The organism is Thermopolyspora sp. NPDC052614 (assembly GCF_040678635.1).
Taxonomy (GTDB): Bacteria; Actinomycetota; Actinomycetes; order Streptosporangiales; family Streptosporangiaceae; genus Thermopolyspora.
Map to the genome: position 1 here is coordinate 403750 of NZ_JBFATZ010000002.1, position 26110 is coordinate 429859.

The 26110-nt window shown below is 69.2% G+C and carries 28 protein-coding genes; 17 read left to right on the forward strand and 11 right to left on the reverse strand.

What is annotated here, in order from left to right; all coding sequences use genetic code 11:
- Positions 1 to 124 precede the first annotated feature (124 nt).
- From AB0K60_RS05270 to AB0K60_RS05280, 3 genes are all read left to right on the forward strand, one after another.
- Complete coding sequence (locus AB0K60_RS05270; RefSeq protein WP_364048816.1) at positions 125 to 607, forward strand: STAS domain-containing protein; 483 nt, start codon at positions 125 to 127, stop codon at positions 605 to 607.
- A gap of 350 nt (positions 608 to 957) precedes the next feature.
- Positions 958 to 2052, forward strand: coding sequence for a PP2C family protein-serine/threonine phosphatase (locus AB0K60_RS05275; protein WP_364048818.1), 1095 nt, complete (start codon positions 958 to 960; stop codon positions 2050 to 2052).
- A 259-nt stretch (positions 2053 to 2311) separates the two neighbouring features.
- A complete protein-coding gene (locus AB0K60_RS05280; RefSeq protein ID WP_364048820.1) occupies positions 2312 to 3271 on the forward strand; it encodes an NlpC/P60 family protein in 960 nt (319 codons plus the stop codon).
- A gap of 102 nt (positions 3272 to 3373) precedes the next feature.
- Here the strand turns inward: AB0K60_RS05280 and AB0K60_RS05285 are convergent, their stop codons facing one another.
- Positions 3374 to 3610 carry a DUF397 domain-containing protein gene (locus tag AB0K60_RS05285; protein ID WP_364048822.1) on the reverse strand — a complete coding sequence of 79 codons (237 nt, stop codon included), beginning with the start codon at positions 3608 to 3610 and terminating at the stop codon, positions 3374 to 3376.
- A gap of 268 nt (positions 3611 to 3878) precedes the next feature.
- Entirely contained in the window at positions 3879 to 4784 is a 906-nt protein-coding gene (locus AB0K60_RS05290) for a helix-turn-helix transcriptional regulator (protein WP_364048824.1), read from the reverse strand.
- A 225-nt stretch (positions 4785 to 5009) separates the two neighbouring features.
- Here AB0K60_RS05290 and AB0K60_RS05295 point away from each other — a divergent pair, with 225 nt between their 5' ends.
- Positions 5010 to 5441: an ATP-binding protein gene (locus tag AB0K60_RS05295; protein ID WP_364048826.1), complete on the forward strand. Its 432-nt coding sequence runs from the start codon at positions 5010 to 5012 to the stop codon at positions 5439 to 5441.
- A gap of 103 nt (positions 5442 to 5544) precedes the next feature.
- Positions 5545 to 5694, forward strand: coding sequence for a hypothetical protein (locus AB0K60_RS05300; RefSeq protein ID WP_364048828.1), 150 nt, complete (start codon positions 5545 to 5547; stop codon positions 5692 to 5694).
- 81 nt (positions 5695 to 5775) lie between these two features.
- On the opposite strand, the gene AB0K60_RS05305 is transcribed toward AB0K60_RS05300, so the two are convergent.
- Positions 5776 to 6831 carry an LLM class flavin-dependent oxidoreductase gene (locus AB0K60_RS05305; RefSeq protein WP_364048830.1) on the reverse strand — a complete coding sequence of 352 codons (1056 nt, stop codon included), beginning with the start codon at positions 6829 to 6831 and terminating at the stop codon, positions 5776 to 5778.
- A 254-nt stretch (positions 6832 to 7085) separates the two neighbouring features.
- Between AB0K60_RS05305 and AB0K60_RS05310 the strand changes: the two genes are divergently transcribed.
- The 3 genes from AB0K60_RS05310 to AB0K60_RS05320 are packed head-to-tail and all read left to right on the forward strand — an operon-like array spanning position 7086 to position 7763.
- Positions 7086 to 7268, forward strand: a complete 183-nt coding sequence (locus AB0K60_RS05310) for a hypothetical protein (RefSeq protein ID WP_364048832.1) — start codon at positions 7086 to 7088, stop codon at positions 7266 to 7268.
- 29 nt (positions 7269 to 7297) lie between these two features.
- Positions 7298 to 7522: a DUF6158 family protein gene (locus AB0K60_RS05315; RefSeq protein ID WP_364048834.1), complete on the forward strand. Its 225-nt coding sequence runs from the start codon at positions 7298 to 7300 to the stop codon at positions 7520 to 7522.
- The gene (locus AB0K60_RS05320) at positions 7515 to 7763 is read left to right on the forward strand and encodes a hypothetical protein (protein ID WP_364048836.1); all 249 of its coding nucleotides are present in this window, start codon (positions 7515 to 7517) and stop codon (positions 7761 to 7763) included. The genes AB0K60_RS05315 and AB0K60_RS05320 overlap by 8 nt, the downstream gene beginning before the upstream one ends.
- A gap of 320 nt (positions 7764 to 8083) precedes the next feature.
- Here the strand turns inward: AB0K60_RS05320 and AB0K60_RS05325 are convergent, their stop codons facing one another.
- The 5 genes from AB0K60_RS05325 to AB0K60_RS05345 form a co-directional block, all read right to left on the reverse strand.
- Positions 8084 to 8548 carry a hypothetical protein gene (locus tag AB0K60_RS05325; RefSeq protein ID WP_364048838.1) on the reverse strand — a complete coding sequence of 155 codons (465 nt, stop codon included), beginning with the start codon at positions 8546 to 8548 and terminating at the stop codon, positions 8084 to 8086.
- Between the two features lie 161 nt (positions 8549 to 8709).
- Entirely contained in the window at positions 8710 to 8958 is a 249-nt protein-coding gene (locus AB0K60_RS05330) for an MscL family protein (protein ID WP_364049288.1), read from the reverse strand.
- 244 nt (positions 8959 to 9202) lie between these two features.
- Complete coding sequence (locus tag AB0K60_RS05335; protein ID WP_364048840.1) at positions 9203 to 9406, reverse strand: DUF397 domain-containing protein; 204 nt, start codon at positions 9404 to 9406, stop codon at positions 9203 to 9205.
- 216 nt (positions 9407 to 9622) lie between these two features.
- Positions 9623 to 9820 (reverse strand): DUF397 domain-containing protein, encoded by a 198-nt coding sequence (locus tag AB0K60_RS05340; RefSeq protein ID WP_364048842.1) that lies wholly within the window; start codon positions 9818 to 9820, stop codon positions 9623 to 9625.
- Positions 9821 to 9869: 49 nt separating this feature from the next.
- Positions 9870 to 10724, reverse strand: a complete 855-nt coding sequence (locus tag AB0K60_RS05345) for a helix-turn-helix transcriptional regulator (protein WP_364048844.1) — start codon at positions 10722 to 10724, stop codon at positions 9870 to 9872.
- Positions 10725 to 11195: 471 nt separating this feature from the next.
- Between AB0K60_RS05345 and AB0K60_RS05350 the strand changes: the two genes are divergently transcribed.
- Positions 11196 to 11492 (forward strand): hypothetical protein, encoded by a 297-nt coding sequence (locus tag AB0K60_RS05350; protein WP_364048846.1) that lies wholly within the window; start codon positions 11196 to 11198, stop codon positions 11490 to 11492.
- A gap of 273 nt (positions 11493 to 11765) precedes the next feature.
- Here the strand turns inward: AB0K60_RS05350 and AB0K60_RS05355 are convergent, their stop codons facing one another.
- Positions 11766 to 12695: an alpha/beta hydrolase gene (locus AB0K60_RS05355; protein WP_364048848.1), complete on the reverse strand. Its 930-nt coding sequence runs from the start codon at positions 12693 to 12695 to the stop codon at positions 11766 to 11768.
- A 216-nt stretch (positions 12696 to 12911) separates the two neighbouring features.
- On the opposite strand from AB0K60_RS05355, the gene glgX reads away from it, so the two are divergent.
- The 8 genes from glgX (at position 12912) to AB0K60_RS05395 (ending at position 24858) form a co-directional block, all read left to right on the forward strand.
- Complete coding sequence (glgX, locus tag AB0K60_RS05360) at positions 12912 to 15017, forward strand: glycogen debranching protein GlgX (RefSeq protein WP_364048850.1); 2106 nt, start codon at positions 12912 to 12914, stop codon at positions 15015 to 15017.
- Positions 15018 to 15165: 148 nt separating this feature from the next.
- On the forward strand, positions 15166 to 17541 hold the full coding sequence (gene treY / locus AB0K60_RS05365) for a malto-oligosyltrehalose synthase (protein ID WP_364048852.1): 2376 nt from the start codon (positions 15166 to 15168) through the stop codon (positions 17539 to 17541).
- Positions 17522 to 19324, forward strand: a complete 1803-nt coding sequence (gene treZ / locus AB0K60_RS05370; protein ID WP_364048854.1) for a malto-oligosyltrehalose trehalohydrolase — start codon at positions 17522 to 17524, stop codon at positions 19322 to 19324. The genes treY and treZ overlap by 20 nt, the downstream gene beginning before the upstream one ends.
- 165 nt (positions 19325 to 19489) lie before the next feature.
- Positions 19490 to 19903: a VOC family protein gene (locus AB0K60_RS05375; RefSeq protein WP_364048856.1), complete on the forward strand. Its 414-nt coding sequence runs from the start codon at positions 19490 to 19492 to the stop codon at positions 19901 to 19903.
- Positions 19904 to 20257: 354 nt separating this feature from the next.
- A complete protein-coding gene (locus tag AB0K60_RS05380; protein WP_364048858.1) occupies positions 20258 to 21565 on the forward strand; it encodes a deoxyribodipyrimidine photo-lyase in 1308 nt (435 codons plus the stop codon).
- Between the two features lie 315 nt (positions 21566 to 21880).
- On the forward strand, positions 21881 to 22903 hold the full coding sequence (locus AB0K60_RS05385; protein ID WP_364048860.1) for a hypothetical protein: 1023 nt from the start codon (positions 21881 to 21883) through the stop codon (positions 22901 to 22903).
- 168 nt (positions 22904 to 23071) lie between these two features.
- Entirely contained in the window at positions 23072 to 23842 is a 771-nt protein-coding gene (locus tag AB0K60_RS05390; protein WP_364048861.1) for an SAM-dependent methyltransferase, read from the forward strand.
- Between the two features lie 38 nt (positions 23843 to 23880).
- Positions 23881 to 24858 carry a hypothetical protein gene (locus AB0K60_RS05395; protein WP_364048863.1) on the forward strand — a complete coding sequence of 326 codons (978 nt, stop codon included), beginning with the start codon at positions 23881 to 23883 and terminating at the stop codon, positions 24856 to 24858.
- 235 nt (positions 24859 to 25093) lie between these two features.
- Here AB0K60_RS05395 and AB0K60_RS05400 read toward each other — a convergent pair whose 3' ends face one another.
- Both AB0K60_RS05400 and AB0K60_RS05405 read right to left on the reverse strand, forming a co-directional pair.
- Positions 25094 to 25384: an MTH1187 family thiamine-binding protein gene (locus AB0K60_RS05400; protein ID WP_364048865.1), complete on the reverse strand. Its 291-nt coding sequence runs from the start codon at positions 25382 to 25384 to the stop codon at positions 25094 to 25096.
- Between the two features lie 34 nt (positions 25385 to 25418).
- Entirely contained in the window at positions 25419 to 26096 is a 678-nt protein-coding gene (locus AB0K60_RS05405; RefSeq protein ID WP_364048867.1) for a uracil-DNA glycosylase, read from the reverse strand.
- Positions 26097 to 26110 lie beyond the last annotated feature (14 nt).

Below are 26110 nucleotides of genomic sequence, written 5' to 3' on the forward strand. Positions count from 1 at the left end.
GGGAGGGCCGAATAAACGAAACTGTCGGAGCGTTCATCTAAAACAAGAAGACATCCACGGGCGGGGGCGTTTGGATGTCTGTATCAACCTTGGTCCCCTCCGCCACGAAGAAGGCGTGTGACATATGGAGTCCACCTACGGGAGTCTCCCCGTCCCCTCCGGGGACGAGGGCCTGTCTTCCTCGTATGGCACCAACGGCAAGAGCGTGACGTCGCCCCTGCGGGCCCTGGGCCGGTCGTCCCGGCGCGGCACGGTGATGTCGACGACTTCGTTGCGCACGATCACCCGCGTGGGTCCCGACGGGGCGCCCGTCGTCGAGGTGTACGGCGAGTTGGACCTCGTCACGGCGGAGCCCCTCCTCGAGGTGCTCGAGTCGGTGAGCGGGCACGGCTGCGCCGTCATCACCGTGGACCTGACCGGCGTGCCCTTCTGCGACCTGATCGGGCTGGAGGCCCTCGTCAAGGCCGCCGACAGGATCGCCCTGAACTGCGGCAGCCTCACCCTCGCCAACCCGCCCTCCAGCCTGCGTCGCCTGCTCCAGGTGACCGGCCTGCGGCGCCGGTTCCACCAGATCACCGGCGAGGGGGTCCGCAAGCCCGGCGTGTGACTCCACCCCGAGGGGAGGCAGGGCGGGCGTCGCCGAGAATGGCGTCGCGGTCCGTGCCGGTCCCGTTTCCACCCTGTACCGGACCTGCACCGGACCTGGATCGGACCTGCACCGGACCTGTATCGGACCACGTGCCGGACGACGTACTCTCTAAGGGTCCCACCGCGCCGTCCGGTGAGACGCCGCAAGGCGAGTCGGTCTCGGGGTGTGACTCCAGGCATGGGAGGAAGTGACGCCGTGGCATCTCGTCACATGTGGTAGTAACTGCACGTGTACGCGTCAGAGGCGAGTTGTGAGATCCACTGTGGCCGAGCTCCCTTCCCGGAGCGGCCCCGGGCGTGGTGGCGTGCGTGAAGACACAGAGATTGCTGGAACTGCTCCCGTTCGCGGTCATGGCGGCGGTGGCCTTCGTCGACATCTGGACGGGGCCGGGAGTGGGGCATCTTCCCCTGCTGTCCCTCGGCCCGGCTTTCGCCAGTGTCTCGTGCACGGTCCGGCGGACGGCGCTCATCGGGCTGCTCGCCCTGGTCCTGTGCGTCGGGCTCGCCGCGTTCAACAACATGGAATGGACCAGCAGGAACGATCTGAACATCCTGTCCATCGCCGGTGTCACCGTGGCCAGCATGCTCGCCAGCGCCGGACGCATCCGGCGTGAGCGGCAGCTCGCCAGCGTCCAGCTCGTCGCCGAGGCGGCCCAGCGCGTGCTGCTGCGGCCCGTGCCCAGGCGGGCGGGAGACCTGGACGTGGCGCTCTCCTACACGTCGGCCGCCGCCGAGGCCCGTATCGGCGGCGACCTGTACGAGGTGGTCACCACGCCGGACGGGGTGCGGGTGATCGTCGGCGACGTGCAGGGCAAAGGGCTGGAGGCGGTGGAGACGGCCGCCCTCGTGGTCGGCGTCTTCCGGCAGGCGGCGTACGACCAGGCCGATCTTCAAGGGGTGGCGACGCGTCTGGAACAGGTGCTGGCCCGGCACCTGACCGACGGCGAGCGGTTCGTCTCGGCGATCATCGCCGAGGTGACCGGCGACGGCGGCATCTCGTTCCTCAACTGCGGCCACCCGCCGCCGTTGATGCTCTACCGGGACGGCACCAGCGCTTTCGCCGAACCTCCCGAGGAATCGCTTCCGCTGGGCCTGACCGACCTGCAGTTGGAGGTGCCCAAGCCGTTCCACCTCCCGTTCGGGCCTGGCGACCGGGTGCTGCTGTACACCGACGGCGTCATCGAGGCGCGGGACCGCCGGGGCGTCTTCTACCCGCTGCCGGAACGCGCGCCCATGCTTCGAGAGCACGAACCCCAGGTGGCCCTTGACGCTCTGCGCGCCGACCTCCTCCGCCACGTCGGCAATCCCCTGGCCGACGACGCCGCGATGCTCCTGCTCCACTGGCCCGACTCCGACCGCCACACCGGGGAGCATCCCGTGCTCGGTCAGACCAAGAGCGGCTGAACCGGCGGTCACGTCGCAAAGCGACCGGGCCGGGACCATTGCATCTCCTGAGTTGACGTTCCTGCGTGACGTTGCTGAATGACGGGGCCGTCGCCTGCCCGCAGTGGGGCGGCCCCTCGCGCGTTATCCACAGAACGTGGTTCGGCCCATTGGCGAGGTACGCCGTCGCCCGATCCTGAGGCTCGTCCTGTCGTCCACGGATCAGGAGAGTCGTCGTGATCAAGGTGCGTCTCACCTCGTCGATTGAGGAGGGCGTCTGATGCCCGCCTTCCTCGGCCTTCTCACCGCACTCGGGCCGGCCGTCACCGGGGCCGCCCTCGCCCTCGCCCATCCGGCCTCGGCCCCTGCGTATACGGCCCCCGCCACCACGGCGGGGTCCTGGGAGATCTGTTCCTACGTATTCACCTTCGGCGCGAACGGCGCGCTGCTGACCGGCACGTGCGAGGGCCGGATCACCACATGGGGGTGGCGGCCATTCCGGCGGACGACCGGAGCTGGCGAGCCCGGCAAGGCGCTCAGGGACGTTCCCGAAGCCCGTGGCGGGGGCCCAGAGGGAGCGGCCGGTCGGAGCGGATATGAAGCGGAGGCGGATGGGCGGGAAGCCGATGGAAAGGGGGTGGATGGGCGGGAAGCCGATGGAAAGGGGGTGGATGAGCGGGAAGCCGATGGAAGGGGGGCGGATGAGGGCGAGGTGGATGGGGGAGAGGCGGGCGGCGGAGCGTACGGGGTTCCTGGCGTGACGCCGGATGCGAGGCCGGACGGGCGTGCGAGCGCCCGAAACACGAGCGATGGCGCGCGGGGCCGATTGCCGGGGCAGATCGCCGTGACGGCGGCGCTCGGCCAGCTGGGGACGCCGTTCTCCTGGGGCGGCGGGTCCGCCGCCGGGCCTACCAAGGGGGTCGGGCGGGGCAGCCGGACCCGGGGATTCGACTGTTCGGGTTTGACCCTCTACGCCTGGGCCAAGGCGGGGGTGAGGCTGGGCCACTACACCGGCCGGCAGTTCCGTCAGGGGCGCCGCATCGTCTCGGGCGAGCTCCGAGCGGGGGATCTGGTCTTCTTCGGCGGAGGCCGCGGAGACCCCACGCATGTGGGCCTCTATCTCCGCGACGGGGTGATGATCCACGCGCCCAAGACCGGGGATGTGGTCAAGAAGACAAACTTCGCCAAGTCGCCGTACTTCGCGGCGCGCTATCGTGGTGCGGTGCGGCCGAGCGGGTGACGCCGCTCGCTGGATGTCGCCTGATGCTTCGGGGGAGGGTTTGGCCTTCGTTGGTGAGGGGTGGGGGCCCGCCCCCCACGGACGGGCCCCTGTGTCAGATGGTCAGAGGGCTAGATCATCGAACTCGCCGTCTTTGGCACCTGAGATGAACGCGGCGATCTCGGCCTTCGTGTAGATCAAAGCGGGCCCGTAGGGGTGCCGGGAGTTGCGTACGGCCAACCGTCCGTCCGCAAGCTTCGCCACCTCGACGCAGTTACCGCTCGGATTGCTGTGACTGCTCTTACGCCACGCGACATCCTCCAGATGGCTGGCTGGGATGCCGTTGTATACCTCGCCCATCGCCTCTCCCCGGGGACGCGGATGCACGTGCATATGTAATTACGATTGTCCTTGCTCTTGCAAGATACGCCACCGAACGGTGTCCGGGAGGGGGATTAGGGCGAGAAAAAACCACAAAATCTGTCATCCGAAGGGGTGGGTCGCGCGTCCAGGGCCCGTCGGTAGCGCACAGGCGTTGCCCCGTGTCAGAGAGCAGCGGCACGACATCCGACGCCGATCGCCGGCCATCGGACGCGGTCGGCGGGAGAGGCCGCGGTGGTGGTTTCGGTCAGGGTGAGAGGTCGCGGCGCATGATGTTGAGGAAGCGACGGGTGGTGGCGGCTGACATCGCCTCCATGCACACGCGGTCCATGACCTTCATGTAGTGCTCGGTGTCCTGGCGTTTGTCCAGGTAGAGGGCGCTGGTCAGTTGTTCCAGGTAGACCACGTCGGGAAGTTCGGCCTCGCTGAAGCGCAGGATCGAGAAGGGACCTCCGGCGGCGGCGTGGCCGCCGTGGTCGAAGGGGAGCACCTGCAGGGTGATGTTGGGGTGCTCGCTCAGTTCGAGCAGGTGTCCGATCTGCTCGCGCATGACCTCGCGGCCCCCGAAATGGCGGCGCAGTACCGCCTCGTCGAGGACCACCCACAGTTTGGGGCCGTCGCAGGAGGTGATCCGCCGTTGGCGGGCCTGCCGCAGTTCCACGCGCTGCTCGATCTCCTCCTGGGGCGCGGTGGCGTGCCTCAGCAGGATGACGGCGCGGGCGTAGTCGGTGCTCTGCAGCAGTCCCGGCACGAACTGGATCTCGAAGGCGCGGATGATCGACGCGGCCTCCTCCAGGCCGATGTAGACGCGGAACCACTGCGGCAGGATCTCGTCGTACTTGTGCCACCAGCCCGGGCTGTTGGCCCGCTCCGCCCGGCCGAGCAGCGTCTCCCTTTCATCCGGATCGGTCACGCCGTAGAGGGTGAGCAGGTCGGCGACGTCGCGCAGCTTGAAGCCGACCCGGCCCAGCTCCATACGGCTCATCTTGGCGTGTGAGGCGCGGATCGCCGCGCCCGCGCGCTCCAGGCTGATGCCCCTCTGCAGGCGAAGCCGGCGCAGTTGGGCGCCCAGGATGATCCGCAGGACTGTGGGCCCGCCCGTGTAGAAGGGCAGGATGCCAGTGGGCTCGTCACCGTCCGAGTGCGCGGTCATGTCCTGTCTCCCGCCCGCAGACCCAAACGCCTAATCTGCCACAACCCGGTTCGTCACTCAATGTGCCATTACAAATGCACGTGCATCTGTCCTTGCATATGTCACGCTCTTAGACGAAGATAATCTCCCGTACGGAGCCTGCCATTACGACGCGCCACGGGGACCGTAATGACCGCCTACCCGGTACGTTGGACCGCGGAGAAGTCAATCAGGGGAAGTGTCCCCATGTGGCTTCCGGCTGCCGTCGAAGAGCCCGATCCCGCGGTGACCGAGCGGGCCTACGGCCTCGGCAGCGACAGACAGAGCGCACGGGTGGCTCGCGAGTTCACGCTTAAGACGCTGCGTGACTGGGGTTTGGAAGATCTCGCCTTCGACATCGAACTCGTGGTCAGCGAGCTGGTGACCAACGCGCTCAGGCACGCGGTTCCCCATCTCGCCCCTGCCTGGCCGATCAAGGTGCGATTGCTGCACCATGCCGCTCACGTCGTCTGCGTGGTGCATGACCCGAGCGACAACGTCCCGGTCATCACGGAAGAGGATGAGTTCGCGGAGTCGGGTCGCGGGCTGCATCTGGTGGAGGCGCTCAGCGTCGCGTGGGGATGGTCGTTGATCCACCGCGGCAAGGTCGTCTGGGCGGCCTTCTCCGACGTCCGCTGATCGAAGGCAAGCGACACCCCAGCAAACGGCACCCCAGTAAACGGCACCCCAGTAAACGGCACCCCAGTAAACGGCACCCCAGTAAACGGCTTCGACGAAGCCCTTGAAGGGCACACCCAACGCACAGGCCGCCACCAAGGGCGCGATCAACGCCGTGATCTACTCGCCGGCCCACACCCTGATGGACCGCCGCGTCCGCGGCAACGCCGTCGCCCCCACCCCGGTGGGAACGCAACCGATTTCGGCCACGTGAGTCCGCGCCTGGACGCCCGCACCGAGTCGGGTGCGCCCAGGCGCTGATGCACCATCCGATAGGCCGCTTCGAAGGGGCCCGTCAGGCCATCTTGTAGGCCTGGGCGATGAGTTCGTAGGAGCGGATGCGGGCCGCCCCGCCGTTGATGTTGGTCGTGAGCATCAGCTCGTCGGCGCCGGTTCGCTCGCGTAGCTCGTCCAGGCCGCGCCGTACCGTCTCGGGCGAGCCGAACACCACATTGGAGAGCCAGCCGTCGACGATCTCCTGTTCCAGGGGTGAGTAGGGGTAGGCTTCCGCCTCCTCGGGGGTGGGGACCGGCCCCGGCATGCCGAGCCTCAGGCGCAGCATCGACAGGGCGCCGGTGCGCGCCAGCCGCAGCGCCTCCGCGTCGGTGTCGGCCGCGACCGCGCCCACGCCGATCAGGGCGTACGGACGGTCGAGGACCTCGGAGGGGCGGAACGACGAGCGATACAGCTCCAGGGCGGGCACCGTGTTGGCCGCGCTGAAGTGGTGGGCGAAGGCGAACGGCAGCCCCAGCAGACCGGCGAGTTGTGCGCTGAAGCCGCTGGAGCCGAGCAGCCAGATCGGCGGCCGGCCGACCCCGCGGGCGTTGGCCTCCCCTGGGATGGCGTGGATGCGCCGGTAGGGATGCCCCTCGGGGAACTCGTCGTCCAGGAACGCGGTCAGCTCCGCCACCTGCTGGGGAAAATCGTCGGGATCCACATCCGCCGCACGGCGCAGGGCGCGGGCCGTGGCCGGGTCGGTGCCCGGGGCACGGCCCAGGCCGAGGTCGATGCGGCCCGGGTGCAGCGCGTGCAGAGTGCCGAACTGCTCGGCGACGACCAGGGGTGCGTGGTTGGGCAGCATGACCCCGCCGGAACCGACGCGGATCGTACGGGTGTTGGCGGCCAAATGGGCGATGAGGACGGCCGGGGAGGAGCTGGCGACCCCCGGCATGCCGTGGTGCTCGGCCACCCAGAACCGGTGATACCCCCACTCCTCGGCCCGTTTGGCGAGCTCCGTGCTGACGGCCAGGGACTCCGACGGCGTACTGCCCACGCCGACGGTCGCGAGGTCAAGGACGGACAGGGGCACCTCTGCATCGCCCCGGGCGAGGCCACGGATCTCGTCACTCATAACCCGCACAACCGGGCTCATACGGAGGCTTATTCCGGGGCTTATTCCGGGGCTTACTCCGGGGCCTATTCAGGTCGATGTCGCCCGTCCCGGAACGGGCCAGAGAGCGCCGCCGGGGCCTGCGGGTTCAACCCGACGGCAGCGGGCAGGGACGCCTGAGACCTCGGACCGGCGGCGCGGCCGCCTTCCGGGAGTGTTTCCGCCGAAAGCAGCCGTAAGCGTAAGAAGCCGTAAGCGTAAGAAGGAGACCCGACATGAGCGAGCGGAAGTCCGACGACGGTCGGCCGCAACCCGACCGTCGGCCGCGCGACCCGGAGGAACTCACGGCCGATCCGGACTTCGCCGAGGAGCACACGCCCTCCGACACCGACCCGCCCAACGCCAAGGCGTCCGACGGCGCCCCCGACGAGCGGTGGGACAAGCCCACCGAGGTCTGACGGGCCCCTCCCGGGGTAGGGCGATCGGCATGGGTATGGGAATCGATCCGAAGGCATTGGACGACGAAGATCTTCTTCGCGAACTCGGGCAACTCCACCAGACGCGTACCGAGACGCTGCTGCACGGCTCCGACGACGCGCTGCGCAACCACAACGAGCGCATGAGCGAGTTGGAGGCCGAGTACCTGCGCCGCTACCCCCAGCGGCACATCGACGCCGAACGACTGCGCGAAGGGGCGCGCCAGCGTGGCTGAACGCCGAGATGACCTGCGCGACGTGCAGGCGATGTCCGACACCGAGACCGTCGTGTACGAGGCGGTCGCCTCCTGCGCGGTGGACGACGTGTCGCCGCGGCTCTCCGACATCGTGGAGATGACCGATCTGGCGGAGGACGTGGTGCGCGAGTGCCTCGACGACCTCGTCGAGCACGGTTGGCTGGTGGTCCAGGGCGACAGGTACGCGCTCGGCCCGCACGACTGGGGTCTGGAGTACTGAGCGGCCCTGACGCCTTCTCCCGCACCGGCCGTGTGCTCCGCAAGGGTGAAGCGTTCACCTCATGCCCGACCCCGAGCGCACGATGACGCTCGATGCCGCGAGGATGACGACCTCAGGGCGCGAGCCCGGCACGCAGGACGCGTCGGCCTCGCCCGCCGAGGTCCGCGCCGGGATCGACGCCATCGACCGCCGAACCGACCCTGCTGCTCGCCCGCCACTGTCGCCTGCGGAGGGCCCACCGGGGCCGGACGCGCGGACGCCGCGCCGGTCGGGTGACCGGCGCGGCGTCCAAAGTGTCGGCGTGAGAAGCGGGACGAAGATCAGGCGCAGGCGGTGACGAGCTTCTGGGTCTGCTCCGACGCCTGCTTGCTGGCCTCAAGAATCTTGTTGGCCGATCCGGCGAGGTCGGAGGTGTCCACCTTGAGACTCCCCCACGCGGTCGCCATCGAGCTCAACGTGGTCTTGAGGTCGCCGTCGGCCTCACCGGCGAGCTGCTCCAACTCCGTGCCGAGCTTCTTCGCGGCGGCGTTGAACGCGCTGAAGTCCCCGGAGGATGAGGCCGTCGCGGCCTGGCCGAAGTCCTGGAGGGCCTTGGTCGCCTTCTGGCAGATTTCGGCCTTGTCGCCCCCGCCCCCGGAGGAGCCGCCGTCGGAGTTCCCGCCCTGTGCGATCGTGGTGCCGGAGTCGCCTCCGGCAACGGCGCCGCCCCCCGAGCCGCAGGCCGCGGAGAGCGAAAGCAGCGTCGCCGCGGCGGCGACCATGAGAAAACGAGTGGGGAGCTTCATATCGATTCCTTCCTAGTGTTCTGAACCGCCGCAAACGCTAGGAACCGTCGCTTGCGAAACGCTTACATCGCGCTTACATCCCCACCCCTACTGTCCTAGGAGGCCACATCAACGGCTCGCGTCCGTCGTCCTCCCGCCCCTCATATCCCAGGACAACTTACTTATCGTGCGACATATCGCCCAACGGTGAGACGATCGGCCACGCCGCGAAGGGCTGCGATGAAGTCGCCGTAGTTGAACTCCGCCCCGTTGACGGCGAACGTGTACTGCGAAGAGTCAGGCCGCCGCCCGCCGATGACCGCCGCGATGAGCGGTGTGATCAGATTGTGCACCAGAGCCTGGATCGGCCCGCTGAACGTCGCCCCCACCATGACCGCGACCGCCGGTTCCACGAGGTTGCCCCGCAGCAGAACCCCTCAGTAGAACCCCGCAGCAGAACTTGGTGAGACCACCCGTTCGCACGTCCTGCCGCCGGCGTGCCCTGCGTAAACTCCCGGCTCAGCGGACATCTGCGGCCCATGCGGCGGCGGGTGAGGAGGTGGCCCGGTGCGGGCGGTGACCGGCCGGGGCGCGGACCCGCGCCGAATGTATTCGCCCGTCATTTGTGCCGGGCGCTGATTGACCGGATCCGGTCGCTGCTTTTGGGCGCAGCAATTACAGGAAACGGCCCCCCTTGATATCGCGAATGAAGGCCGTCCACTCGGCTTTGGTGAAGGAGAGGATCGGTCCCGAAGGTCCTGCCTTGCCGTCCCGCATTACGACCCTGTCGTGGGCGGCCGCGACCTGCAGGCAGTTCTGCCCGCCGCTTGCGCTTGCGGATCGCCACTTCAGGCGAGAAGACGCTGGAGGTTTCGTCATGACTCTCGCTCCCTGAACTTCGGATGTCCCAGCGAGATCGGTATCCGTGAAGATTTTAACTTATATGTTACGGTGCCGGAATCTGCAGGGATTTCTGATGGCTCAGGGAGAGCAGGGGACTGGGTGACGGGTCGTGGCATCGATAAAACAGGGGCGAGGGAGGCCATTGAGCCTTCCCTCGCCCCTGCTCGGCACACGATGATCGTGAGGAGGCGCTCAGCCTTCCCTCTTGATTGCGGTGACGAAACTCGCCCACGCGTTTGGATCGATTACGAGGATCGCGCCTTCGGGATTCTTGGAATCGCGCATGGCAATCGATCCGTGGAAAGGCGCCACCTCGACGCAGTTTCCTCCGCCGGATGCCGTGGCCTTACGCCAGGCCGGCTCGCGGCGATTAACATGGGTTGCCGACATCTTTGTCTGACTACTCTTTCACTTCTATGCCAAGTGATCGTTGAACCAGCTAGATCACGTAGGTGTTCTTGATCTTCTCAATGAGTGCGAGGGAGCTCTGGGGGTTCAGCGCCGCGGCACGCAGCCGCTCCAGGGCCTCTCGATATATCTGCAGGTCGGCGGGTCTCTCAAGGTAATCTGCGGTCACTATTCCTTCCAGGTAGACGACGTCGGAGGTCATGGTGTCCTTCATCTCCACCAGGTGGAAGGAGTTGTCCAGCGCCATGTACGCACCTACGTCGAACGGGATGACCTGGATGACGACATGAGAGAGCTCGGACAGTTCGCCGAGCTGCTCCAGTTGGCGGAACATCACCTTCGGCCCGCCTACCCGCCGATGTAGCGCCGCCTCATCGAATATCGCCCAGTATCGTGGAAGCTCGCCCCGGAGAAGACGCTGCTGGCGTTCGAGACGTACCTCCACCCGGGCGTTGAGGACATCCTGGGAGATGCCGGGAAGCATGCCGCGGATGAGCGCCCGCATGTAGTCCTCGGTCTGCAGCAGACCGGGGATGAAGCCGTTCTGGAATTCCGACACGGCGGAGGCCGCCGCCTCAAGGCGCGGATATGTCTGAAGCTTCGGGTTGCCGATGTCCACCTCGTCGCGGAGGCCCGGTTGACGGGCCTCGCGGGCCAATGTCATCAGCATATTCGTCTTGGCCTCGTCGGCCCCGTACAGCTCGCACAGGTCGCGCACGTCTCGAAGGCTGACCCTGCGCTGCGCCGTCTCCATCCGGCTGATCTTCGCCGTGGAGCACAGCAGGCGCTCGGCGACCTCCTCGATCTTCAGACCGCTCTCCCGGCGCATCTCGCGAAGCTGGGCGGCGAGTTGGCGCCGTCGGAGCGTCGGGTTCACCGTCGCCATCTGCCCCCACCTCTTCTCCGTCCTCAACCGCCTGAACCGGGCGCGCACTCCATGACCGATTCGACCAGTCTTCCCAGTTCAGGGCCCTGGCAATCGCACCTGGCAACGGCCACTGGCAAGGGTGTCGGTAAAATACCGCACGCACATGCTCCTGGCAATTTCAGGATGGCAATTGCCAGCGGCGCTTGCTGAAGGCACAATACACGTATAAGGGTGCAGCCTGGGCACACGGCAGCCTTGTCAAGATCACGATCTTGAAGGGGGGTGGTGGCCAGAGAGTCTCGGCTGTGATTCAGCGCGCCTTCGCGGGCACCTGTGCCGGTTCCGCGGCCAGTGCTCCCTCAATCCTGCCGCTTTTATTCGCGACAGCGGCGTCAGGCATCTTTTCGTGATTCTGACGAAAACTGGGCCGACGTTGGTGGCGCCGGCCCAGAGACGAACACATCCCAACTCCAAAAGGATGGTCTTGCCATGAATCCTATCCCCTTCGGAGTCCGATGGGGTCCATTGCGGAGGCTGCGTAATCGATTAGCGATCTGGGCGTACGAGTGCGGTCTCTTCGCGGAACTGGACTCCTTCGCCTGGACGCAGGGCTGGCAGGTGGAACGCGGGCTCACCCGCCGCGTCTACCGGGATCGGCGGTTCGACGCCCTGGCCGAGTGCCGGCGCTGCCACGGCGTGGGCGAGGCGCCGGCGCGGAGCCCCTGTGCGGCGTGCTCCGGCACCGGGCGGGTCAACGTGGCCGAGCAGCCGGGGAGCCAGGTGTGAGGCCCCGGCCCACACCCGGCTCCGGCGGAACCGGACGCCCCGGATCTCGGATCGCGAGGGTCGCGGCGCCGTTCGCCGTCCGTCCGAACCCGCAGGCATTCCCAGGGCGGTACGAGACCGTCCCCGTGGAATGAGCGGTAGCCGCCCGGACCCGCTCGCGCCGAGCCCTGAGCGGCAGGGGAACGTCGCGAGCGTCCGGGTGGCGGCCCGATGCGGACTCCGGCCGGCCTCTACGTGGGGCGGTCGGCCGGAGTTCCCTCGGGCGCGGCCGGGTCAGGAGCCGCTGGAGAGTTCGGGGGAGGTGGGGCGGCCGGCGCGCAGGTAGGCGCGCCACTTGGCGGAGTCGAACTCCTGGGGGGCGGTGGCGGTGATGAAGGAGGCGACGGTCTTGGCGAAGCGTTCGGGCTCGTCCTGATGGGGGAAATGGCCCGCGGTCTCGAAGATTTCCAGTTCGCTGCCGGGCATGGCCCGGTGCGCGGTGTAGGCGTGCTGGACGGGGATGACGTGGTCCTGGGCGCCCCAGAGGATCAGCGTGGGCATGCCGGCGGTGAGGTAGCAGCGGTCCAGCATGGTGATGACCTGGCCGTGCAGGTCCACCCCGGCGCGCAGGGTGCGCAGGAAGGCCTTGCGGGCGGTGGGATTGGTGAGGCACTGGTAGCGGTCGAGGATGTAGTCGAAGTCCTTGCCGAGCCCGAGGCCGGCGCGGAGCAGGGGGGCGATCGCGCGTACGGCGCCGCGCACGGGCGCGGCGGTGGCGAGGGCGAGACCGGGCTCGGCGCCCGGGGCGCTGATCAGGCGGAGCAGTGGGTGGACCTCGCGGCCGACGCCGGCGGAGCCGACCAGCACGAGGCGCTCACACCGCTCCGGGAACTGGTAGGCGAACTGCATGGCGATGCCGCCGCCGAGTGAGTGCCCGACGACCGTGACCCGGTCGATGTCGAGCACGCTGAGCAGGTCGCGCATGCCGCAGGCGTAGGCGCCGACCGCGTAGTCGCCGCGCGGCTTGTCGGACTCGCCGTGGCCGAGCAGGTCGGGGGCGATGACGAGATGGTGCTGGGCGAGCAGCGGGATGATCGGGGCCCAGGTGGCGGAGCTGTCGCTGATGCCGTGGATGAGCAGCAGCGCAGGGCCGTCCCCCGTCATGCGGAAAGCCCGCCGGTATCCGTGCACCACGCGGTACTGCAGAGTGTCGTCTACGGCCACTAGAACAGTATTCGCTACAACCACACAATCGGACAACCCTCACATAAAGGGCATTTCTCAAGTGTGTCAAGCAGCGGTCGAGCGCGGGCCTTCTCCTGAAACCGCTGGTCAGGGCATGTGTGATCAATCACAACCCATCATGGCCGTGACACTGGGCACAGGAGGTGCCGGAAGAGGACCATGGGGCGAGGACACACTGCGGTCGGAGGGCGCCGAGTGATCGAGATATGGCCGGGAGATCCCTACCCGCTGGGAGCGACCTACGACGGGGCGGGCACCAACTTCGCGCTGTTCACCGAGGTCGCGGAAGGGGTCGAACTCTGCCTGTTCGACGATGACGGCGTCGAGCGCCGCGTGCCGCTCACCGAGGTCGAGGGCCACGTCTTCCACGGGTACCTGCCGGGCATCGGCCCCGGCCAGCGGTACGGCTACCGCGTCCACGGCCCCTACGACCCGGCGCGGGGCCTGCGCTGCAACCCCGCCAAACTCCTGCTCGACCCCTACGCCAAGGCGATGGACGGCACCGTCACGTGGGGCCAGGCCATGTACGGCTACCGCTTCGGCGACCCCGACAGCCGCGACGACACCGACTCGGCCCCGTACACGATGCGATCGGTCGTAATCAACCCGTTCTTCGGCTGGGGCCACGACCGCCCCCCGGGCACGCCGTACCACGACACGGTCATCTACGAGGCGCACGTCCGCGGCCTGACCATCATGCATCCCAAGATCCCTGAGCGGATCCGCGGCACCTACGCCGCCCTCGGCCACCCCGAGATCATCGACCACCTCACCGGCCTCGGCGTCACCGCGCTCGAACTCATGCCGGTGCACCAGTTCGTCACCGACCACGCCCTGGCGGACCGCGGCCTGACCAACTACTGGGGCTACAACACGATCGGCTTCTTCGCCCCGCACAACCGCTACGCCTCCTCGGGGCGGCGCGGCGAGCAGGTGCTGGAGTTCAAGGCGATGGTGAAGGCCCTGCACGAGGCGAACATCGAGGTGATCCTCGACGTCGTCTACAACCACACCGCCGAGGGCAACCACCTGGGCCCGACGCTGAGCATGCGCGGCATCGACAACACCGCCTACTACCGCCTCGTCGAGGGCGACAAGCGGTACTACATGGACACCACCGGCACCGGCAACAGCCTGCTGATGCGGTCCCCGCACGCGCTGCAGCTCATCATGGACTCGCTGCGCTACTGGGTCACCGAGATGCACGTCGACGGCTTCCGCTTCGACCTGGCCGCCTCGCTCGCCCGCGAGCTGCACGACGTGGACCGGTTGAGCGCGTTCTTCGACCTGGTGCAGCAGGACCCGGTGCTCAGCCAGGTCAAGCTGATCGCCGAGCCGTGGGACGTGGGCCCGGGCGGCTACCAGGTGGGCAACTTCCCCGGCCGGTGGACCGAGTGGAACGGCCGCTACCGCGACACGATCCGCGACCTGTGGCGGGGGGAGCCGGCCGCGCTGCCGGAGTTCGCCTCCCGGCTGACCGGCTCCAGCGACCTCTACCAGGACGACAGCCGCCGCCCGGCCGCCTCGATCAACTTCGTCACCTGCCACGACGGCTTCACGCTGCGTGATCTGGTGTCGTACAACGACAAGCACAACGAGGCCAACGGCGAGGACAACCGCGACGGCAGCGACGACAACCGCTCGTGGAACTGCGGCGTCGAGGGCCCGGCGAGCGGCGCGGTCGAGACCCTGCGCGAGCAGCAGAAGCGCAACTTCCTGGCGACGCTGTTCCTCTCCCAGGGCGTGCCGATGCTCTCCCACGGCGACGAGCTGGGCCGCACCCAGGGCGGCAACAACAACGCCTACTGCCAGGACAACGAGATCTCCTGGGTGGACTGGTCCGACGTGCGGGAGAACTGGCTGCTGCTGTCGTTCACCAAGCGGCTGGCGCGGCTGCGGCGCGAGCATCCGGTGTTCCGTCGCAGGCGGTTCTTCTACGGCCGCCCGGTCCGCGGCTCTCACGATGACCTGAGCGACATCGCGTGGCTCACCCCGGCCGGGGTGGAGATGACCGACGCCGACTGGCACAACGGGTACGCCAAGTCGCTGGCCGTCTTCCTCAACGGCGACGCGATCACCGAGCCGGACCGGCGGGGGAGGCGGATCACGGACGACTCCTTCCTGCTGTTCTTCAACGCCCATCATGAGGTCATCCGCTTCACCATCCCGAAGAATCTCGGCGACCTGTGGACAACGGAAATCGACACCGCGGTGCCGATAGCGGTGGATCAGCAGGTGTCCCGGTCGGGGGAGGCGGTGCCGGTCGCGGGCCGGTCGGTCCGCGTGCTGCGCCGCATATAGTCACTTATCCGTTTTTTGGTGATTTGTCCTCGCCGGTACGGCCCGCCCCGCCACATGTCCGCCACCGGACCCGCCGGACGGGTGGGCGGCAGGCATGGCCGGGGTAAAGATGGGAGACACGGCCCCGGACCTCGTTGAAGGGCGGCCCATGGACTCGACGTACCGGGTGCAGCTGACTCCCGAGTTCGGTTTCGCCGACGTGGCGGCGCTCACCGGCTACCTGCGCGAGCTCGGCGTCACCCACGCCTACCTGTCGCCGGTGCTGCAGGCGGTCCCGGGCTCGCTGCACGGGTACGACGTCACCGACCACTCCCGGATCCGCGCCGAGTTCGGCGGCATGGCGGGGCTGCGCGAGCTGGCCGCCGCCGGGCTGCGGCTGCTGGTGGACATCGTGCCCAACCACATGACCGTCCCGGTGCCCGAGTCCGGAAACGTGCCGCTCTGGAATGTGCTGCGCGACGGCCCCGCCTCGCCGTACGCGAAATGGTTCGACATCGACTGGTCCGGCGGCGGCGTGGCGATGCCGGTGCTCGGCGCCCCCCTCGACGAGGTGCTGCGCGCCGGCGAGCTCACCGTCGACGGCGAGATCCTGCGCTACTTCGACCACGAGTTCCCGATCCGGCCCGGAACCGCCCATCTGCCCCTGCCCGAGCTGGTGCACTCCCAGCACTACCGGCTCGTGCCGTGGCGCCAGGGGCCCGGCTACCGGCGCTTCTTCGACGTCTCCTCGCTGATCGGCGTGCGGGTCGAGGACCCGGAGGTCTTCGAGGAGACCCACCGGGTGGTGCTCTCCCTCGTCGAGGAGGGCCTCGTCGACGGCCTGCGCGTGGACCACCCCGACGGGCTGGCCGACCCCGTCGGCTACCTCACCCGCCTGCGCTCGCGCGCCCCCGTCTGGACGCTCGCCGAGAAGATCCTCGTCGGCGGCGAGCGGCTCCCGGCCGACTGGCCCTGCGACGGCACCACCGGCTACGACGCCCTCAACCGGATCACCCGCCTGTTCGTCGACGAATCGGGCACCGAGCCGCTGCTCGCCACCTTCGTCAAGCACACCGGCATGCCGCCGGACTACGACCTGGTGCGCTACGAGTCCAAAAAGTACGTCGTCGAGCTGTTCTTCCGCGCCGAGATCGACCGGCTGATCGCCGCCCTCGGCGAGCCGAGGCTGCGCGCGGCGCTGGTCGAGCTGCTGGTCGCCATGCCGGTCTATCGCGCGTACGTGACGCCGGGGGAGCCGCCGTCGCCCGAGGCGCTGCGGGTGATCCAGGCCGCGGCGTGGCGGGCCGCCGGGCACGCCCCGCCGCACGAGGTGGCCGAGGTCGCCGAGCAGGCCCTGTACGGCCCGCCCGAGTTCGTCACCCGGTTCCAGCAGACCTGCGGCCCTGTCATGGCCAAGGGCGTGGAGGACACCGCCCTGTACCGCTGGTACCCGCTGGCCTGCCTCAATGAGGTCGGCGGCGAGCCGGACGAGTTCTCGATCTCCCCCGAACGTTTCCACGCCTACTGCGCGGGCATGTCGCCGCGCACGATGACCACCTTGTCCACGCATGACACCAAACGCTCGGAGGACGTGCGCGCCCGGCTTGCCGTGCTGTCCGAGCTGCCGTACGCCTGGGAGGAGGCGGTGGACGCCTGGAGCTCCCAGGTGCGGTTCGACCCTCACCTGGACTACCTGGGCTGGCAGAACCTGATGGCGGCCTGGCCGATCAGCGTGGACCGGTTCGCCGACTACCTGCTCAAGGCCGCCCGCGAGGCGAAGACGGCGATCTCGTGGATGAACCCGGACGCCTCCTACGAGGAGGGCGTGCGCGAGTTCGCCAGGCGGGCGATCTCCGAGTGCGGGGCGTCGATCGCCGAGTTCACGGCGCGCGTGGACCCGTACGCGATGGCGAACTCGCTCGGGCAGAAGGTCGTCCAGCTCCTCATGCCGGGGGTGCCCGACGTGTACCAGGGCAACGAGGTGACCGACTTCTCCCTGGTCGATCCCGACAACCGGCGCCCGATCGACTTCGCCTACCGGCGAGCGCTGCTCGATCGCGTCGTCGCGGCAGGGACGGTGGCCGGGGAGGCGGCCTCCGGGGGCGCTCCCGGCGCCCCGGTCACCGACGGCGTCGAGGGCGGGCACGCCGCCGGACCCGGGCGGGCGCGGGCCGGGTATCCGGGCACCGCCGTACTGGCCCGATGGGACGAGGCAAAACTGCTGGTCACGCGCACCGCCCTGCGTCTGCGCGGGCGGCTCGCCGATGACGCGCCGTACCGGCCGCTCGCGATCGACGGCGGCGGGGGAGCAGGGGAGCACGCGCTCGCCTTCGCCCGCGGGGACACCGCGATCGCCGTCGTCACCCGCCTCCCGGTGGGCCTGGAACGGCGCGGCGGCTGGCGCGGCGCCACGATCACCCTGCCCCCGGGCCGCTGGCGCGACCTGCTCACCGGATGCGAGCACACCGGCCGCATCCCCCTCGCCCACCTCCTCGCCCGCCTTCCCGTCGCCCTCTTGGAGAGCCGTGAATCCGAACGTGTTTGAGGTCTGGGCGCCCGCCGCCGCCCAGGTCGAGGTGGAGATCGACGGCACCGGCCACCGCATGGAGCCCGCCGGCGGCGGCTGGTGGCGGGCCGAGGTGCCCGGCGCGGGGCACGGCACCGACTACGTCTTCCGGCTCGACGGCGGCAAGCCGCTGCCCGACCCGCGCACCCGGCGGCAGCCGTACGGGATCTTCGGGCCGAGCCGCGTCTACGACCACGACCACTTCACCTGGGCCGACCAGGAGTGGCGCGGGCGCGACCTGCGCGGCGCGATCATCTACGAGCTGCACATCGCCACGTTCACCCCCGAGGGCACCTTCGCCGCCGCCGCCCGCAAACTCGACCACCTGATCGAACTGGGCGTCGACTTCGTCGAGGTGATGCCGGTCCCGCCCGTGCCCGGCCGCTACAACTGGGGCTACGACGGCGTGGACCTCTACGCCGTGCACGAGGAGTACGGCGGGCCGGACGGCTTCAAGCTCTTCGTGGACGCCTGCCACCGAGCCGGCATCGGCGTCATCCTCGACGTCGTCTACAACCACCTCGGCCCGTCCGGGAACTTCCTCGCCGAGTTCGGGCCGTACTTCCACGAGTCGGCCGCGTCGTTCTGGGGCCAGGCGGTCAACCTCGACGGCCCCGGATCCGACGAGGTCAGGCGCTACTTCATCGACAACGCCCGGCAGTGGCTGCGCGACTACCACGTCGACGGGCTGCGGCTGGACGCGGTGCACGCGCTGTGGGACAAGCGCGCCGTGCACTTCCTGGAGGAGCTCGCCGCCGCGGTGGACGCGCTCGCCGCCGCGCTCGGCCGCCCGCTCACGCTGATCGCCGAGTCCGACCTCAACGACCCGCGCATGATCACCCCGCGCGGCGCCGGCGGCCTGGGGATGACCGCCCAGTGGAACGACGACGTGCACCACGCCCTGCACGCGGCCGTGTCGGGCGAGCGGCACGGCTACTACTGCGACTTCGGCTCGATGGCGGTGCTCGCCAAGGTGCTGACCTCGGCGTTCCTGCACGACGGCACGTACTCGACCTTCCGCCGCCGCAGCCACGGCCGGCCGGTGGACCGGGCGAACACCCCCGGATACCGATTCGTCTGCTGCGTCCAGAACCATGACCAGATCGGCAACCGCGCCGAGGGCGACCGCCTCCCGGCCGAGCTGCTGTGGGTCGCGGCCGGGCTGCTGCTCACCTCGCCGTTCACCCCCATGCTCTTCATGGGGGAGGAATGGGGCGCCACCACCCCGTTCCTGTTCTTCACCGACCACGTCGAGTCGCACCTGCGCGAGGGCGAGGCCGATCGCAGACGCCGCGAGTTCATCGGCTTCGGCTACGACGACTGGGCGGAGCGGGCCCCCGACCCGGGCGCGGAGTCGACCTTCCTGCGCTCCAAGCTCGACTGGGACGAGCCCCTCACCGATCCGCACAAGTCCCTGCTCACCTGGTACCGCGACCTGATCGCGCTGCGCCGGGCCCACCCCGACCTCACCGACCCGCGCCTGGACCGGGTACGCGTCGACCACGACGAGCCCACCCGCCACCTCGTCGTCCACCGCGGCCGCCTGCGCGTCGCCGCCAACCTCGGCCAAGAGCCCGTCACGGTACGGCTCGCGCCGGAAGCCGCGGCCGGACGCGAGCCGACGCTCGACCGGGAGCCCGGCCCGGCACGGCACGACCTCCACACACCCGCGAGAATCCTGCTGGCCAGCCACGACATCGTCACCACGGACGACGGCGGGCTGATCCTTCCGCCGCTCTCTCTCGCCATCGTCGAGATCTAGCAACCTGCCGACCGAACGCCCCGCGTCTTCGGGCGTTCGGCGGCCGCGCCGCCATGCGCCGATCCAGGCGGCCGAACCGGTCACGAATGAAGAAGCGCCGGACGCAGAACCGACCATAGCGTGACTTTCATGTGCATGATCCCTCGAACATGGAGGAACAACGACATGAAAGCCCATGTCAGCTCGATCCTCCTCGGCGTCAAGGACCTGGACCGGGCCAAGCGGTTCTACACCGATGGCCTCGGCTGGAAGATCAAGAACGACTACGGCGTCTCGGTGTTCTTCGAGTCCGACGGCGGCTCGCTCGTCGGCTTCTACGGCCGTGAAGGACTGGCCGACCAGGTGGGCACGAGTCCGGAGGGCAGCGGCTTCAGCGGGCTCGTCCTCACCTACGTCGTACGCGACGAGGCGCGGGTCGACGAGATCATCGCGGAGGCCGAGAAGGCCGGCGCCACGATGCTCAAGCCCGCCGGAGCCACTGCGTGGGGCGGATACGGCGGCTCCTTCGCGGACCCCGACGGCTACATCTGGAGTCTCGGCTACAGCGCGGCCGGAGAGGACCAGCCCTACGCCGAGTAGCCGCCGATGGGATTCCCCGGCGAGCGCCCCGGTGGCGAAGCCGTGGGCGACCGTGTACGGCGTGGCTCTGCCGCGGGTGCCCGTTATCGCGACCACGCCGATGGCGATGAAGCCGAAGCGCGAGATCGAGGTGTAGGCGATCAGGCGCTTGACGTCAGCGAGGGCAACCGACGCGCCTTAACCTCCTGACTCCTGGGGATTTTCCGGGCGGACTGGGCAAACTTGGGCAGATCCGCGCAGGTCAGCCCCCCGACCCCTGCTCCCGTCGTGACGCGTAAACGATGACGGTTTCTTGGGAGCTCCAATTACTCATGAGGGCGGCTCAGAGAAGCGACGTTTGCCAGGCTAGAGGTGATGGACACCACAATCGTGCTGCTGAACCGGGATCTCAGAGTCCACGATCATCCGGCGCTCGCCGCCGCCTGCGCCCGGAGCAGGAGGGTGGTTCCGCTGTTCGTCGTGGACCCCGCGCTGACCCCGTACCGGCGCGCGGGCTTCCTCGCCGACGCGCTGCGCGATCTGCGCTCCTCGCTGCGCCGCCGGGGCGGCGACCTGGTGGTACGGCGAGGCGACCCGGTGGCCGAGACGATGCGCCTGGCCGAGGCGGTCGGCGCTCAGGCGGTGTGGGTGAGCGCCGACGTCACCTCCTACGCCCAGCGCCGGGAACGGCTGCTCGCCGACGAATGCGCACGCCGCCGCATCGATTTCCGCACCTTCGCGGGTGTCACCGTGGTTCCGCCGGACGCCCTGCGGCCGTCCGGCGGCGATCACTACCGCGTTTTCACCCCTTACTGGCGGGCCTGGTCCGTCGAGCCCCGGCGCCCGGCCGCCGCCCCGCCCGACGTCGTGCGGCTGCCGGACGGACTGGAGCCCGGAACCCTGCCCGTCGCGGCGGCGCCGTACGGGCCGCTGGTGGGCGGCGAGACGGAGGGCCGCCGCCGCATGCGGCTGTGGCTGCGGCACTGTCTGGAGGGGTACGCCGAGGCCAGGGAGGATCTGGCCGGGGAGACGACCTCCCGGCTCAGCCCCTACCTGCACCTCGGTTGCCTGTCGCCGCTGGAACTCGCGTCGCTGGGCGCGGCGAGCGAGGAGTTCGTGCAGCAGTTGTGCTGGCGCGACTTCCACCACCAGGTCACCCGGGCGTTCCCGGCGATCGGCCACCGTGACTACCGCGCGCGGGGCGATCTCTGGAACGACGACGAGAACGCCGTGAGCGCCTGGCGCGAGGGACGCACCGGCGTGCCGATCGTCGACGCCGCGATGCGGCAGCTCGCTCAGGAGGGGTGGCTGCACAACCGCGCCCGCCTGATCGTCGCCTCCTATCTCACCAAGTGCCTGCACGTGGACTGGCGAATCGGCGCACGCCACTTCGCCGAGCAACTGCTGGACGCCGACGTCGCCGTCAACTGCGGCAACTGGCAGTGGGTGGCGGGCACGGGCAACGACACCCGCCCCAGCCGCTCGTTCAACCCGCTCCGGCAGGCCAAGCGCTTCGACCCCGACGGCGAGTATGTCCGCCGCTACGTGCCCGAGCTGGCGCACCTCCCGCGCACCCTGATCCACGAGCCCTGGAAGACCCGCACGCTGCGCGCCTACCCGGCCCCGCTGCCCCTCCCGGAAACCCCGCCCCGCGTCGGCGCCTCTCCCCGGCGGGACTCCTAGCGCGATGACCACATCGCTGCGCCGGGCCCGGCCTTTCGGGCGCCGCGACGGCGCGTTGGCGTGCGGCGGCGATGGACCGTCCCCGACGCGGTAAACGTTTGCGGACATCGCACCAGCACCCTGGACACGAAGGGCATGCGGCCCGCCGCCACTTCGGCGAAAACCAGGACGCATACGGTGGGCAACGGGCCGGATACACCTGTTTTTCCACAAGCGGGCGGCGACGGCGAGGGGGTTATCCACAGAACGCTATTCGGTAGCTTGGCGATCACGCTGTTTCCTGCATGCTGAGGCCCTCACCTAAGGAGGTCCCCCATGCAGCTCACCTTCACCGTCCCCAAGGAAACGACCAGTCGCTTCGTCATCGCCGTGAACCGCACCCCGGCCGACCTGCCCTCGGTGGTCCCGTGGCGAATGTCCGCCCCGCATCGCCGGCAGGCCGCCGTCGCGCTCGGATCGCCGCGCCTCACGATCACCCGGCACGGCCCGTCACACGTCGTCGTCTCCAGTACGGCGTCGCCGTCGTGCCAGCCGAGGTCGGCTCAGGTCGCACGAGCTGCCGCCCGGGCCGTGGCGAAGGCGTACGACGGCGTCATCGACGATCCGCTCACCGGCCATGTGATCAGCGGCGAGTCCGGAGGCGAGGAGGAGCCGGGCGTCTTCCACCTGGCCGACGACTGGCTCGGCTGGCAGATCGACGTCGCCAAGGACGCCGCGTGCTCTCACCGGGGCGTGCGTTCCTCCGCCTGCACGCCCCTGTCGGTGAGCAGCCGTGGTCTCCGCCGCTTCGGCATGCCGGAGATCACGCTGGACGGCCCCGTCTGCGGCCACGGTCACCGTCCTGTCGAGTTCCTGCGGATGGTCGCCCAACGCCTGCTCACCGAGCACCTGTCCTGGCTGTCCGCGAACCCGTCCATCGGCGTGCGGGCCATCTGCGACCACGTCAGAATCCATGCGAGCCGGGGCCTCGAGGTCTCAGGTTATGGGGGCTCAGGTTGCGAGGGCTCAGGTTATGGGGGCTCAGGTCGTGGGGGCTCGGGCGGAGTTGGCCGGGGTCCGGCTGATTGGGGTGCGGCCGGTCCGGGGCTCGGGGAAGCCGATCCGGGGCTTGGGAAAGCCGCTCCGGGTCTCGGGGAAGGAAGTGGCGGCGGGCGGCGGTTCGTGGTCGTGCGGTTGTCACGCGATGGGGACGGGCCGGAGGCGGAGCGACTCAAGGTCGGACCACCGGTGGAGTTCGACGGAGACGCGGACGACTGGGTGCGTCCCGCCTGCGAGGAGTCGGTGTTCGGCCGCCGTGTCCCGGGATCGGTAGGAGGTACGCGTTTACGGGCGGCATGACGGGAACCGCGCGGTGAGTGACGAGAAATGCCGTTGTGGTCAATAAAAGCGGATTCCCCGTGGGGAGAACGTGAGCAACGCTACTATCGCTGACGAAGTGCGCGGTCTGAACGCACGATATGCCTGGGACACGATCGGGTCCGTCAGGTCACCCGAAGGGATGTGCAGATGAGCGATCGGGCTCCCGGCGGCATTGACGTCAGCGTTCCGAACGTCGCCCGCATCTACGACTACATGCTGGGCGGCAAGGACAACTTCGCCGCCGATCGTGCCGCCGCCGAGCAGGTGGTCAAGGCGTTCCCCGAGTCGCGGGAAGGCGCGCGGCGGCATCGGGAGTTCCTCGGGACCGTGGTCCGGTATCTGGCGGGCGAAGCCGGCATCCGGCAGTTCGTGGACATCGGCGCGGGCCTGCCGACCCAGAAGAATGTGCACGAGGTCGCTCACGAGGTCAATCCGCATGCGCGCGTCGTCTACATCGACAACGATCCGGTCGTGTGCGTCCACGGCAGGGCGCTGCTCGCCAATTCGCCGTCCGTGGCCATGATCGAGGCGGACCTGCGCGACGTGGACGACCTGTGGCGCAAGACGCTCGCCACGCGGCTGATCGACCCGGACGAGCCGGTCGGGGTGCTGATGTTCGCGATTCTGCACTTCCTCGACGACCCCGGCGAGCTGGTCGCCGAGGTCCGCGACCGCATGGCGCCGGGCAGCTACCTCGGCATCTCGCACATGGTTCGCAGGCCGTCGCGTGCGGAGGACGTCGAGAGGATGAGCGAGATCTACTCCGACGCCGCGCCCGGCTTCAAGGCGCGGACGGTCGAGGAGATCAAGGCCTTCTTCGGAGACTTCGAGATCCTCCCGCAGGAGCAGTTCATCCCGCTCCACATCATCGCGCGGTTCTCCTCACTCGGTTTCAGCTCTGTGGCACGAAAGCCGTAATCGGGAACGATCTCACTGATCCGCACGTCAATGCATGCATGACCTCTATCGACGGCAATGAAGCGGGCACCGGCCAGTCCGACGCCGCGAGCGCGGCGAACGACGAGGTACGCGTGGCCCGGGAGCGCGTGCGCCGCCTGGAGCGGCTCACCAGAGAGCGCGCGACGCTGGACACGCAGATCGAACAGGTGCGCTCGCTGCTGACCGAGCTTGAGGCCGAGCTCGCCAAGGAGGAGAAGGACGTCTCAAGGCTGGAGCACAGGTTCGGCGCGTTCCTCGCCTCGCTCACCGGCACCAAGGAGGAGAAGCTTGCCCGCGAGCGGGCCGAGGCCGAGGCGGTGCGGCTGCGCCTCGACGGCCAGCGCACCCGCCTGGAATGGCTGTTGTCCGATCTGCGGACCGTCATCGAGGGCCTGTCCGAACTCGACGGCGCTCAGCGGGAGTTCGACGAGGCGCTCGCCCGCAGGGAGCGCGCCCTGCTCGACTCCGCGGACCCGCGCGCCCGGGAACTCGCCGAGATCGCCCGTGCGCTCGCCGACGCCGACGCCAACCTGCGCGAGCACGAGGAGGCCCACAGCGCCGGCGTCGCCGCGGCCGGGGCCGTGGCACAGGTCTTGCGCAGCCTCGGCGGCGCCCGCAGCGCGTCGACCTGGGACCTGCTCGGCGGCGGTGGCTTCGCCGACATGGTCGAGCACGGCCATCTGCGCGAGGCCGACCAGGCGGCCTGGCACGCCCAGCGCGCCCTGGACGCCTTCAGCAGGGAACTCGTCGACATCGGCATCCAGGCCGACCCCCGCCTGCCCCAGGTCGACACCCGCTGGTTCGCCGACGCCTTCTTCGACAACATCATCGTCGACGCCGTCCGTCATCAGAAGATCAACCGAACCGCCGAGGCCGTGTCCGAGGTGGCCCGCTGGACCGACGCCACCCTCCACCACATCGCCGCCCGCCGCGACGACCTCGCCCGCCGGCGCAGCACCCTGCTCGCCCGCAGGGAAGAGCTCCTTAGTTCCTGATCCCGGATCCCCCGCAAAGCGCCGACCGCCCCGCCGGAGAAAGGGCCGCGGGGAGGCGCAGCCGGTCCCCTACGTCACGTCCCTCCAGCGACCTCGAGAGATTCCGGCTCATCTCGCGCGCCCGCGGCCACGCGCGCCGGGCCGCCGTCACCCCTGGTGCAAATTAGCCACGGCCCCGCCTGCCACCGGCGGTTCGTGTCGTGCTCCAGGCCAGCGGGCGGGCGGGGGTGGCGGGTCAGGAGAGGTGGCTCTCCAGGGATTCGAGTTTGGCGGTCATGCCGTCGGTGACGCCCTGGCGCAGGTCGGCCTTGAGGACCAGGCTGACGCGGGGGGCCACCTCGGCGACGGCTTCGACGGCGCGTTTGACGACGTCCATGACCTCGTCCCAGTCGCCTTCGAGGGTGGTGAACATGGGGTCGGTGCGGTTCGGCAGGCCGCTGTCGCGGACCACCTTGACCGCTCGGGCCACCGGCTCGGCGACTCCCTCGCCCACCCCGAGGGGCGTCACGGAAAAGGCGACGATCATGCGTTACTCCCTGTCTGCGGCTTCAGGGCCCAGGTTAGGGGAGCTTCCATTCGATGGGGGCGACGCCCTGCCGCTCCAGCAATTGGTTCGCCCGGCTGAAGGGCCGGGAGCCGAAGAAGCCGTTCGCGGCCGACATCGGGCTCGGGTGCGCGGACTCCACGCACGGCACCGGGTCCAGCATCGGCTTGAGGTTGCGGGCGTCGCGGCCCCACAGGATCGCGACCATCGGCTTGCCGCGCGCCACCAGGGCCCGGATCGCCTGCTCGGTCACCGCCTCCCAGCCCTTGCCCCGGTGCGAGGCGGGCTTGCCGGGACGTACGGTGAGGACCCGGTTGAGCAGGAGGACGCCCTGCTCGGTCCACGGGGTCAGGTCGCCGTTGGCCGGGCGCGGATAGCCGAGGTCCGTCATGTACTCCTTGTAGATGTTGACCAGGCTGCCGGGGAGCGGCCGCACGTCGGGCGCGACCGAGAAGCTCAGGCCGATGGCGTGGCCGGGGGTCGGGTAGGGGTCCTGCCCGACGATGAGCACCTTCACCTCGTCGAAGGGCTGCTTGAAGGCGCGCAGGACGTTCTCCCCCGCGGGAAGGTAGGACCTGCCCTCGGCGATCTCCTGCCGGAGGAAGTCTCCGAGCGCCTTGATCTGATCCGCGACGGGCTCCAGCGCCTGGGCCCAGCCTGCTTCGACGACTTCGTTCAACGGACGACCTGACATGGCGGATCACTCTA